The sequence below is a fragment of the Variovorax sp. CF079 genome, assembly GCF_900101545.1.
GTDB lineage: Bacteria > Pseudomonadota > Gammaproteobacteria > Burkholderiales > Burkholderiaceae_C > Variovorax.
This window is the reverse complement of sequence record NZ_FMZU01000046.1, coordinates 1-11,659: the sequence shown is the minus strand read 5'-3', so window position 1 is coordinate 11,659 and position 11,659 is coordinate 1. Positions and strand designations below refer to the sequence as shown.

Below are 11,659 nucleotides of genomic sequence, written 5' to 3'. Positions count from 1 at the left end.
CCGTTTTGCGCCATGTAGAGCCGGGCCGCGGCCTCGATCTGGCGGCCGGTGGTGGCCTGCTGGCCCGTCATCGGCAGCACCAGGCCGATCTTGAAGGCATCCGAAGCAAGTGCAACCTTGCCAAAGGTGACGAGCGTGGCTGCCAGCAGCCGCAACAGCTGATCTCTACGATTGATCATTTGCAGTTCTAAGAGGGAAAGGACAAACGCAGCTGATGGTTGCTCAGGGCAACCATCAGCCATTCAAGAAAAACGACCGACAGGCAGACTCACCGCCCTCTCATGGCGCCGTGCACGTGTAGCTCGCGGCGTTGTTCTCCGTGCCCGCCGCACCCGTGAAGCGGGGCCACAGAGGCCAGCGGCACATGGGTCGCGAGCGCGCGGTGGCAGGGTCTGCAGCGTTGTTGTCGACCGAGGCGACTGTGTCGGGAGCTTGCCCTTTCTCGACCCAGTTGCTCAGAACGGTGAGCCCGTCATAGCCCAGGTTGTAGCGGCCCGCGCCATGATCGAAGCCCGGAATCATGTAGAAACGGATGAAGCTGTCGACACCGGGCTGGCCGAACTGCTTGAGCTGCAGGTCGTAGTAGTCCTCCGTGTTGTGCGGGCTGATCAGGCCATCGGTCGTACCGTGCGTGAGGATCAGCTTGCCGCCCTTGGCGCGAAACGCCTCGAGGCTCTGCTGCGTCACTTCGGTGATACCGCCCAGATCCTGCAGCCGCGCCTTGAAGTTCGCTGGATCGTAGGTCAGTGGATTCAGTAGTGGGTCCTTTGCCACGAAATACCTTACGTGCGCAGCGCCGATCGTATAAAGCAGCGCGTCCACGGGCGGGGTCGCGGCGCTGGTTGGCACCGGCGCGAATCCCAGTGCGCTGCCTGCGCCAAAAAACGAGAAGTCTCCTCCCTCCAGCAGAGGCCAGCGCGCAAACACCTGCTGGCCCGCAATTGGGAAGCCTAGGTCATACGGCGAGCTGATCTTGTCGACGGCGTTGATCTGCGCGTCTGAGAGACAGCTGTCACCGGTGTCCGCCCCGCCAGAGCACCGCAAGGTTGCCTTGACGGTGTTGATATTGAAGGCTGCGTTGCAGGCCTGAATGTTGCCGACGATTCCATCGGTGAGGCCGTCCAGCGAATCGCAGGCGGCATGCACGGCGCCCACCAGCAGTTTGCGCTTGTTGTCGTTGATCCAACCTGCACCACCGTTGTCGTACAGCGCCCTGCCAACGTCAAGCGATGCCTGCTGGAGCAAGGAAAGGTTGTAGGCGGGGTAGTTAGCGATGACGCCGTCGTAGTCGGCTGCGTAACGTGCTGCGGCGTCCAACCCCTCATGGCCGCCTTGCGATCCGCCAATGAAATAAAAGCGACGGGGCTTGGCGCCATACCGCTTCTGGATGATCGCCATGGCGACGTCGTGCACCTTCTTGACGGACAGTTGCCCGTAGTTGAGGAGCGCCTCGTCGTTGAGCGCGAAGGTGCCATCGAATACGGCACCCTTGTGTCCGCCATCGCCGCCCAAGGTCACATAGCCCTGCGCCAGGGCGTTGGGTGTGCCCTTCGGCTGAGAAACGTAGGCACCCAGGCCGGTGACGAGCGTCCCGTCATAGCCGCCACCCCCCATATGCAGTGCACGCTCATTCCATTGGGTCGGCAAGTTGACCTGAAACTCCATGGTAGGCGCGCCGGCAGTGGCCGGAACGATGATGCCGGTCACGGCACAGTACTCACCATTGGTATTGTCTTTGGCGTCCGCGGCAACGAAAGTGGCGGACTTAACGATGGCGCCGGAGGTCGGCTTACCGATCATCGAAGCGGCGATGCTCATGCCCTGGATGCCAGTACAGGCCTCTTGCGCGGTAGGTGCTGGTGGCTGGGTCGTTACTGGGCCGGCGAAGCCTGTGCCGCCGCCCCCGCCGCCCCCGCCGCCCCCGCCGCCGCAAGATACCAATCCTTGCATGGCAAGAAGGAGCGCCAGCCATCCTGCTGCGCGCCGGCTCTCAAGGGTAATCCGTCTCATCAAGTCTCCTCTGGCGTATCTGTCGTTGGATTGCCGCTGACGGCAAGGTATGAGACGGTACGCAAAGGATGCAGGCACGTATTCCAAAGGTTTGCTCGGATTTCATATCCTTGCGCAGGGAATCCCCTTAGACTTCGGAAAACTTCGGACGCTGTCGCAGCGATTAGGATAAGAAGATGAGTGGCCAGCATCTATCGCAGCCAATCTTGCCCACCTCTTTGAGGGCGATGTCATGGGCCGCAGATACACCGCTGCCTCATGAGCCGTCCTTGTTGCGCGAGCCGCAGATGGCAGCCTGGGCCGGATTCCGGGTCGGCATTTCCCAAGCGATTTCCATCGAGATGGAGAAGCAACATGGAGAACATGCGGCTTTGGCAATGATCTTGAAGGGACGCACGCGCGGCCGAATCAGGAGTCGTGGCGAAGAATGCGACTTCAGCCCAGGGCTGAATTCCGTTGGATTGTTTGCCCCAAAGTTCGAGGTCAGCTGGACGCGCTGGCAGTGCGAGCCCGGCGCCGAACGCTTCATACTCGAACTCGACTTTGCAGATCTCGATAGAGCAGGTGATCTGGAGCAGATGCTGGCATCTCGTCGCACGCTGCGCCAGGACTTGACGTTGAGCGACCATCAGCTCGCATCGCTCATGCGGCTGATCGCCAACGAGATCCGCCAGGGGAGCCCGCACGGCGCTTTGTATGCCACGTCGCTCAGCATCAGCTTGGCCGCATACCTATTCAGCCAACATGCTGCGGGAGGGCGTACACCGACGCGCGAGCGTGGCGTGCTTACAGCGATACAAAAGAAGCAGGTGCTGGAGTTGGTGCAGCGGCGACTGCACGAAAACTTGAGCCTCGACGAGCTCGCGGAAGCGGCCGGCGCCAGCCGCTTCCACTTCCTTCGACTGTTCAAGAACAGCCTCGGCATGACGCCTTACCAATTTGTGATGGACCAACGGATCACCGCGGCCCGGCAACTCCTTGAAAAGACAAGTCTGCCGCTGGTCGATGTAGCGGCAGCCACCGGCTTCTCCAGTCAGAGCCACTTGTCCACGGCAATGAGGCGCCGCACCGGCCTGTCCCCTGGACACTGGCGGCGCTCGACGCCCCATCTTTGAGTTTTCCGCGCTGCGCGAGGCGGTCACAAGCTGTTGGCCGCCAGTCACGAACCGCCGGTTTGGGCTGCGGATTCAACCGGTCGATGGCGGATGCCTCGCAGCAGGCGTGCTTCCTGAGGCCTGAACAGCTGCTTGCGCGGCCAACCACTGAGGCGGCCCTGCCGGCTCGCGAGCCTTTAAGGCAGTCGGGACAGCCAATCGCGCACGATGTGCGCAAACTGCGCTGGCTGTTCAATCGGAATCATGTGACCACAGTCGTCCACGACTACCATTTCCGCGTGCAAGATCTCAGCCATTTGTTTAGATTCTTCGACCGAACGCAGACGGTCTTGAGCGGCGGCGATCACCAGGGTTGGACACTTCAATGTCGCTAGCCGATCGACATCCGAGGGGCGGTCAATTGCCGAAAGGCGGACAAATGTTTCACCGCCCACCCGATTACTCATCGCCCTAAGCCTGCTCAGTAGATCCACATCCCCGGCGCGAGACGGATGAAGCGCCCGCGCCAGCGCACTGTGACTGAGGCCCTGGAAACTCGCGGGATCGAAGCGCTCGGATGATGCGGAGGGTGATCCGGCCACGGCTGATGTACCGGCGAGCACAAGGGCTTGTACGCGCTCCGGAGCCAAGTAGGCCATCTGCCGAGCTACATACCCGCCCATGGAGAAGCCAATCAAGACAAACGCCGGTGGTGAAGCGAGCAGGATATTCTTGGCCAGTTCCTCGAGCGTCGCCCCCTTGTCCAGTGCAGCGAACATCAGTTCGTGATCTTCAAAAATAGGCGCCACATCGCGCCAGAGTTCGTCGTCGGTCATGAACCCTGGTACCAACACTATGCTTCGTGTCGCGATAGTCATGACATCCTCCTGGCGGTCATGACCGCGGATGGGCCATTGTTGGCCCAAAATGACATCAGCACGAGTTGGTCCTGCCCACCTTTAAGCACCATTCACAAGCATTCTGCGCGCCGCCGCCGTGATCGTGGGCATTCGCCCACCGGTCAGACGTCAGTCAGGAACTCCGGCCGCAAGAAAGCCACCGTCGACGTCTAGCACGCAGCCGTTGATGTAGCCGGCCTTTTCGGATGCCAGGAAGCAGACCGCGGCAGCAATCTCTTCGGGCAGGCCGTATCGACCGAGCGGGACGCTGCGCTCGTAGGCACGACGCATCGCATCCGGATGGTGCTTGAGCGTGAATTCGGTTTCGATGGGACCAGGGGCAACGGCGTTCGCAGTGATGCCATCGCGGGACATCTCGATCGCCGTTTGCTTGGTAAGGGAGACGACGGCCGCCTTGGAAGGCCCGTAGGCGGCCCTGCCGGCACTCGCGCGAAATGCACTGATGGAGGCGGTGTTGACGATGCGGCCCCACCGGTTCTTGCGCATCAACGTGGCCGCTCGCTGCGTACAAAGAAACGTTCCCATCACGTTCACGTCGAAGACGGCACGAAAATCGTCGATCGACATGTCTAGCAGATGTGCAACGCGAGCGATCCCTGCATTGTTCACGAGCACATCGAGACGCCCCCAACGCTTGTCCACTTCATTGAATGCCGAGTCAATCGAATCGACGTTAGTGACATCCACAAGCGATGCAACCGCTTCGGCGCCTGTCGCCCGAATGGTCGCCGCCGTCTCTTCGGCAGCGCTCAAATTCACATCGCCCGCGACGACGGCATGGTCTGCTTGAGCGAGAGCCTGCGCAATGGCGCGGCCGATCCCTGCTCCAGCACCAGTGACGAAGGCTACTCGGGTCGCTTGACTCATGAAGGAATATCTCCTGTCTATGCATTAGGTGACCACCCTCAGCACAATAGTCACTCGGATCGAAGATTAGTTCAGAGGGTCGATGCGCGTCATCAATGTTTGTGATGGCAATATTCGCGCGGCCGATATCATCCAGTCTCAAGCAGCGCGCAGCATGTCGCCAATTCCCCCAGAACTTCGGGAAACGTCCCGTTGCCTCGGGTGGGGCTTGGCGCCGGCGTCGCGGTTGGAGCAAAGTGTCTCTCTAGAGTACGTCCAAGCGGTGCCGGGGCCAGATACGCAGAGAGAGAGGGCAGCACTTTGCTTCGATCGGCGAAGTCCAAAGCTGAATGACGTTGCATGGCATGTCGTCAAGCGCGCTGTATCGCCCTGTTTCGAGGGCGACGCTGAGGGCGGGCACAAGCCTAGGTCATGGCCCGCGCGGCGCGCCGCTGCGTGACGGCCAGCCACAGCAACGCTGCACCGGTCAGTGCCACCGGCAGCAGCGAACCGAAGTTCAGCAGCCGCCAGCCCTGCGTCGTGATCAGCACGCCCGAGGCGAACGAGGTCAGCGCCAGGGTCGCGAACATGCAGAAGTTGAGGGCCCCCTGCGCGCGGTCTTTCTCTTCGGGAGAGTAGGCCGCCAGCGACAGCGTGGTCGCACCCGTGAACAGGAAGTTCCAGCCCACGCCGAGCAGGAACAGCGCGATCAGGAACTGGTGCAGCTCGACCCCTGACAGTGCCACGGCGATGCAGGCCAAGTTCAGCAGCAGGCCGACGCCCATCACCGGCAGCGCGCCGAAGCGGCGGATCAGGTGGCCGGTGAAGAAGCCGGGCGCGAACATGCCGATCACATGCCACTCGAGCACCAGCGCGATGTTGGGAAACGGCAGGCTGCAGATCTGCATCGCGATCGGCGTGGCGGCCATCAGCAGGTTCATCACGCCGTAGCCCAGCGAGCCTGCGGCAGCAGCGACGATGAACACCGGCTGCCGCATGATCTCGCCGAGCGGCCGCCCGCCGGCGGCCTGCTGCCTGGAGAGCGCCGGCGGAAAGTCGATGAAGGCCAGCAGCGCCATCGACAGCAGCGCCACGATGGCGAGCGCGAGGTAGGCGCCGACGAAAGGCACCTCGAACAGCCCGCGCGTGACCGCTGCGAGGTTGGGGCCTGCCACGGCGCCGATCAGGCCACCGGCCATCACCAGCGACACCGCCTTCTCGCGCCAGGCCGGTGCGGCGAGCTCTGCCGCGGCAAAGCGGTAGAGGCTGGCGTTGGCAGTGTAGTAACCGGCCACCAGCGTGGCCAGCGTGAGCAGCCAGAAGTTCTTTGAGTACGCGGCATAGCCGCACAGCAGCGCCGAGCAAAAGGCCACAGCCAGCCCGGTCTGGAACGAGCCGCGCCGCCCGAAGCGGCGCTGCGCGCGCGCCACCAGACCGGTGGAAAGCGCGCCGCCGACCACATAGCCCATCACCGGCAGCGTCGCCATCCAGGGCAGCGGCGCGAGGCTCAGGCCGACCAGGCCGTTGATGGCGATGAAGGTAACGTTGTTGGTGAGAAAGAGTCCCTGGCAGATTGCCAGCAGCCAGAGATTGCGGTTCATGAGGGGAATATTGTTCGCCGCCAGCCCGAATCGCCCAAAGAAAGCGCCTCGTGAGGCGCGAGGGGCGATCCCTTTTGCAGCAAAAGATTGAACGAATTTAACGTGGGACCGTTGCGAAATACGACGATGGTCAAACTGACCATTGCCCTGGACGATGTTGACGACGAGGACCTTGCTTGCTGAAGTCCGTGGAGGCCTTCGGCCGAGATCGACAAGGTTGTTCTAGCGATATCGCAAGCCAAGATCCGAAAGCGCTTGAGCGAGCGATACGGCCTGGGCCGACTCGTAGAGTTCGATCTCGTCGTTCACTGCCCGGCCCAGCGCGGCTTCGAATACGCGTTGACTCCCGCCCGCTTCATAGCTGGTCTCCTCCATCGCACCAAGGTTGGACCGGAAGATGCCTGCGGCGCTGACGGGCAGGAAGTCTTCGTACGTCAGCGGTCGAGCATCAAGCCATCCGCCTTCGATCAAGGACTCCACAGACGCCGCGAGGGGAGCTTGCCCCAGATCTGTAGCTGCCGTGCTCGCGCTGTACCGAAAATAGGCCAGACCTTCGCGTCGCAGCGTTGCCCAGTCGTCGGGGAAGTCGTCGAAGGGGCTCTCGCCGACGACGTGTCCTGCCTTGCCGGTACTTTGCTGGCTCCGCGCATGCGAGAGAAGAACGTCGTAAAGCTTGCGTCCTTTGCGGGTCAACGCACAGCCGCGCTGCTCAATTTCCCCGAAACGCGCCGTATGCCGTCCGTCCGTCGCCCCTGGGCCGACAAACCGGATCGGTTCGTTGAGTGCAAGGAAGCTGGTCTGCCGCAGCAGAATGGGGCAACGACGGCGAGGAGGTCCTTCGATGCTGTCTTTCGCCCGGATGCCACGGTAGTGCATGGCACGCTGCGCGCTGTCGATGTCGAGCACGCGGGGGGTCAGATGGTTGACGTGCGGTCCCTTGAAGCACACGACGTCGGCAATTAGCGGATGAGCGGCGCGGAGCTCTTGGTAGGTTTCGATGTCCACTGTAGCTTCGCCGTGCCATCGAAACGTATGCAAGGCTTCATCGACGAGTTCATCCGCCTCGACGGGTGACAAACCTCCCGCCGACTCCGCGCGATCGATCAGCGCAAGGCATCGTTCTGTGAAGATCTGCCGGCGGGCAAGGATGTCCGCCGCACGACGTCGAAGGTCGAGATCGTCGATCAGCTCAAGCCTCAGCAGCGAGGTAAAAACCCGAAAAGGATTGCGCTCGAGCGACTCTTCCCGGATGGGCCTGAACGCGGTGGCATGTACGGGAACACCCGCGGTCGACAGGTCATAGTACCCTACCGGCTCCATGCCCATCACCGCGAAGAGCCGCCGCATGTTGGAGAGCTCGGTTGACGTGCCGAGCCGAATTGCCCCGTGCCTTTCTACGTCCAAGCGGCTCGATTGAATCGGCTGATCCGATCCTCGGCTTGACACTGCGTTCCGGCGCGAAACATCCGAGTTGATCTTTGCAACCAATCCCAGCAGCTCCCCGTACAAAGGCACCTCGGCCTTGTACATGGCTGAAAGCGCTTGGGAAAAGCGGCTGCGGATCTCGTCGGGGTCTTGATGCGTACTGTGATTCATGATCTGTCAATGCATTCGGTCGCTGGAACCTGTGGCGCAACTCCAGCTCGGTCAAAGTCATCATCCGGGTGATATCTGTCCTGCCCTACGTGGCTCGCACCACAGAACGCTTAGGACGTAGGCCCGTCAGCTTTTGCCTGGCCAGTCCTGCTTCACCGCCACGGTCATGTCGATCTCGACGCTGGCGTTCTTTGGGAGGGAAAGGACGCCCACTGCAGTGCGGGCATGCCCCTTCTCGCACTGGAGCACCTTGGCCAAGAGCTCGGATGCCCCATCTGCGACCTCGCTGTGTCGATCGAATCCGGGCGCGGACTGGACGAAGACGTTCAATCGGACGACGCTCTCAACCGCATCCAGTGAGCCGAACGTGGTCATGAGGACGCCCAGCAGCCGCAGCGCACAAACCTTCGCGGCCTCCTTTGCTTGAGCCGGCGTCACTTCCGATCCGACCGGCCCTAGGCTAGCCACCCTGCCGCCGATCTTGGGAATCTGCCCGCTCAGGTAGGCCATACTGCCGTCCAGCACCGCTGGCGAGTAAGCCCCGCCGGGGATCGGCGCGGATGTCAGATCCAGTCCGACCATGGCCGCCAGTTCGATGGCCTTGGCGTCACGCTCGCCTAGCCTCATGGTCCAACCCTCCAAGAAGATTCCAAGGAAAGCGTTGAGAACATGGTGATCATCGCGTCGCAGCAGCTTGTCGCTCGAACACTTCATCGGCCGACGTGCCCACGATGTCGCGATAGATGTCGACATCGGTCGCGCCCTCGCAGCCGAACAGAAGAACTTGACTGCTCGCATCAAGTCCAAGCTTCGCCTTGAGTTCCGGATCGAACATCGTGTTCAGCAGCACGCCCATGCCGCCGGAAGCGGATTCGCCGCTCACGATCGGAACGTCGCCGCCACCGTCGGCGAGCGCCTTCATGGCCTGGACCACCCAGCTGTCGGGAATGGCAAGGTAGTCACTGCACAACCAGTCAAGAACCAGCCACGCCGCGGGAGAAACTTCCCGGCACGCCAGTCCGGCCATGATGGTGCGCAGGTTTCCAGACGATGGCGTAGGGGCGTCGTTGACGGCGCTCTGATACAGGCAGTCGGCCTCCAGCGGCTCCACCATGACGAAGCGCGGCATTTGCCCCTTGATCTTCTGGGAAAAGCCGAGGTAAACAGCGGCGGCGATGCTGCCAACGCCCCCTTGCATGAAGACGTGAGTCACCTTATCAAGATCGGGGATCATCTCCAATGCTTCCTCGACCATCACCATGTAGGCGTTCATCACGTGGCGCGGCAGCGGCTCTTCGAAGTTTTCCCATGATGTGCTGCTGACGAAGTGCCAGCCGTTCATGCGCCCGTCCTCTTTCGCGCGCTTTACCGAAGCTTCGTACTCACCATCGATGCGTATAACGATCGCACCAAGCGACTCCATGGCTTCCTTGCGACCAGGACTGACGTGGCCATGGATGTAGATCACGCAACGGCATCCAAAGGTCTTGGCTGCATGAGCCAATCCGCGCCCCTGGTTTCCATCCGTGGCGACGCACACCGTGACGCGCTCCGTGATCGACACAAACTCCCGGCTTCGCAGCTGCGCCGCCGTGGGCCGTTTGCCCGTCTTCGCTTCGACGGCATCGGCCAGCAGCATATACACGGCGTAGGGTGCGCCAAGCGCTTTGAAGCTTCCAAGCTCACGCCCAAAACGCTGGCTTTCGTCTTTGTAGAAGAGCTTGGCGATTCCCAACGCGGCAGCCTGCTTGTCGAGGGACCAGAGCGGTTGCGGCTTGTAGCCAGGCCATTGCTTGATCTCGGTCACGGCGTCGTCCCAGCCCTGTAGGTTCGCCACAGCGGCATTCGCCAATTCCTTCTTCTCAGGCGAGAGCCACGTGGGGGAATGATGGTGACGGTATTCGGTTGTCATAGAAGTAGAAGTGAGTGAGGGACAGTTGAAGATGGCCTCTGCCGCAGTCGCTGCCGAGGCTTGAAGAGCTGTGGCCGAACGCTTTTAGGAAAAGGCCGACGGGTCGCTCAGTGCCTGGAAATGGACGCCACGAAGTCTCTTGCGCGAGCGCTTGACGGCTGCCGGAAGAACTGCTCGGTCGACGACTTCTCCACCACCTGGCCGGCGTCCATGAAGACCACCCAGTTGGCAACCTGCTTGGCGAAGCCCATCTCATGAGTCACGACCATCATCGTCATGCCGTCCTTGGCAAGCGAAACCATGACGTCCAAGACCTCGCCCACCATCTCCGGGTCGAGCGCCGAAGTGGGCTCGTCGAATAGCATCACGGTCGGGTCCATGGCCAGCGCTCGCGCAATCGCGACGCGCTGCTGCTGGCCACCCGACAACTGATTGGGAAACTTCTGCGCATGAGCATCCATCGCCACTCTCTTAAGCAGTTGCATTGCGCGGTCCCGAGCCTCGGACACACTTCGTTTGAGAACCTTACGCTGGGCGAGACACAGGTTGTCGACGACAGACATGTGCGGGAATAGCTCAAAGCCTTGAAAAACCATGCCCACGGAACGCCTCAGCTTGGAAAGATTGGTGTTGCGGTCACCAACAGATATCTGATTCACTTCGATGGACCCTTGCTGGAATGGCTCTAGCCCATTGACGCATTTGATAAGAGTGGACTTACCGGATCCCGAAGGACCACATACCACCATCACATCGCCCTTGGCGACCTCCACGGAGCAGTCGGACAGGACCTTGACGGGTCCGTAGTACTTCGAAATGTTCTTGATGCTGATCATCTTGTTTGTGCTGGCGGGCTAACGAGGCGTTGCGACCCTCATGTGCAGCTTCTGGACAAGCTGCGAGGCAACGAACGAAATAAGGAAGTACACGAGGGTGGCGAACAAATACATCTCAACGAGTCGTCCGTCCCGCTGCGCGACCTTGCTGGCTGCACCGAGCAGATCGGTGAGCGAGAGGACGTATACGAGGGATGAATCCTGAAACATGATGATCATCTGCGTCGCCAACACAGGAAGCATGTTTCGCATGGCCTGCGGCAACGTGATGCTTCCCATCACCTGCCAGTAGTTCAGCCCTAGCGAATAGCCGGCATCCATTTGACCTTTCCGAATGCCTCGCAATCCGGAACGGATGATCTCGGCAAAGTATGCGGCTTCGAAAAGCGTGAACGTGACGAAGGCGGATGTTCGCGCACCCACCGCCACGGGCCGTGCCGATCCGATCACCCACTGCGCAACGTAGGGCAACAAGAAGTAGATCCAGAAGATGACGAGGATGAGCGGAAGAGCTCGCGCCACATCGATGTACAGCTGTGCCGGCTTGCTGATATAGAAGCGGCTTGACTGCCGCATGAGTGCGAGAACGATGCCCAGCGCGATGCCACCCACCGTAGCCGTCAGCGTCAACGCAAGGGTGAAGCCAAGACCGTCAACCAAGACGTAGCCAAGGGACCGCACCACCACATCCAAATCGAACGTATCGTTCATATCTTTCTCTATTCCCGATAGCAGACAGTCGTCCGTGCTAGGGAAATGCTGATTAAAAGGTCGCGGCGGGCACGGCCCGTGCATGCGTGAAGACACCGCAAATCACAGCAGCACCGAGATGAACCAACGCAGC

At 61.1% G+C, this 11,659-nt stretch carries 10 protein-coding genes; 1 reads left to right on the top strand and 9 read right to left on the bottom strand.

Annotated elements, in window-relative coordinates; all coding sequences use genetic code 11:
- Positions 1-279 precede the first annotated feature (279 nt).
- Positions 280-1,818 carry a tannase/feruloyl esterase family alpha/beta hydrolase gene (locus tag BLS74_RS33195; protein WP_170855812.1) on the bottom strand — a complete coding sequence of 513 codons (1,539 nt, stop codon included), beginning with the start codon at positions 1,816-1,818 and terminating at the stop codon, positions 280-282.
- A 461-nt stretch (positions 1,819-2,279) separates the two neighbouring features.
- Between BLS74_RS33195 and BLS74_RS33190 the strand changes: the two genes are divergently transcribed.
- Positions 2,280-3,125: a helix-turn-helix domain-containing protein gene (locus tag BLS74_RS33190; RefSeq protein WP_170855811.1), complete on the top strand. Its 846-nt coding sequence runs from the start codon at positions 2,280-2,282 to the stop codon at positions 3,123-3,125.
- Positions 3,126-3,301: 176 nt separating this feature from the next.
- Here BLS74_RS33190 and BLS74_RS33185 read toward each other — a convergent pair whose 3' ends face one another.
- The 8 genes from BLS74_RS33185 to BLS74_RS33150 form a co-directional block, all read right to left on the bottom strand.
- Positions 3,302-3,940, bottom strand: a complete 639-nt coding sequence (locus tag BLS74_RS33185; RefSeq protein ID WP_212733744.1) for an alpha/beta fold hydrolase — start codon at positions 3,938-3,940, stop codon at positions 3,302-3,304.
- Between the two features lie 192 nt (positions 3,941-4,132).
- Complete coding sequence (locus BLS74_RS33180) at positions 4,133-4,891, bottom strand: SDR family NAD(P)-dependent oxidoreductase (RefSeq protein ID WP_093112244.1); 759 nt, start codon at positions 4,889-4,891, stop codon at positions 4,133-4,135.
- Between the two features lie 404 nt (positions 4,892-5,295).
- Positions 5,296-6,471 carry an MFS transporter gene (locus tag BLS74_RS33175; protein WP_093112242.1) on the bottom strand — a complete coding sequence of 392 codons (1,176 nt, stop codon included), beginning with the start codon at positions 6,469-6,471 and terminating at the stop codon, positions 5,296-5,298.
- 222 nt (positions 6,472-6,693) lie between these two features.
- A complete protein-coding gene (locus tag BLS74_RS33170; protein WP_093112240.1) occupies positions 6,694-8,067 on the bottom strand; it encodes a 2-oxoadipate dioxygenase/decarboxylase HglS in 1,374 nt (457 codons plus the stop codon).
- 126 nt (positions 8,068-8,193) lie between these two features.
- Positions 8,194-8,694 (bottom strand): RidA family protein, encoded by a 501-nt coding sequence (locus BLS74_RS33165; RefSeq protein ID WP_093112238.1) that lies wholly within the window; start codon positions 8,692-8,694, stop codon positions 8,194-8,196.
- Positions 8,695-8,743: 49 nt separating this feature from the next.
- Positions 8,744-9,979, bottom strand: a complete 1,236-nt coding sequence (locus tag BLS74_RS33160; protein ID WP_093112236.1) for a diaminopropionate ammonia-lyase — start codon at positions 9,977-9,979, stop codon at positions 8,744-8,746.
- 107 nt (positions 9,980-10,086) lie between these two features.
- On the bottom strand, positions 10,087-10,815 hold the full coding sequence (locus BLS74_RS33155) for an amino acid ABC transporter ATP-binding protein (protein WP_093112234.1): 729 nt from the start codon (positions 10,813-10,815) through the stop codon (positions 10,087-10,089).
- Between the two features lie 18 nt (positions 10,816-10,833).
- Positions 10,834-11,526, bottom strand: a complete 693-nt coding sequence (locus BLS74_RS33150) for an amino acid ABC transporter permease (protein ID WP_093112232.1) — start codon at positions 11,524-11,526, stop codon at positions 10,834-10,836.
- Positions 11,527-11,659 lie beyond the last annotated feature (133 nt).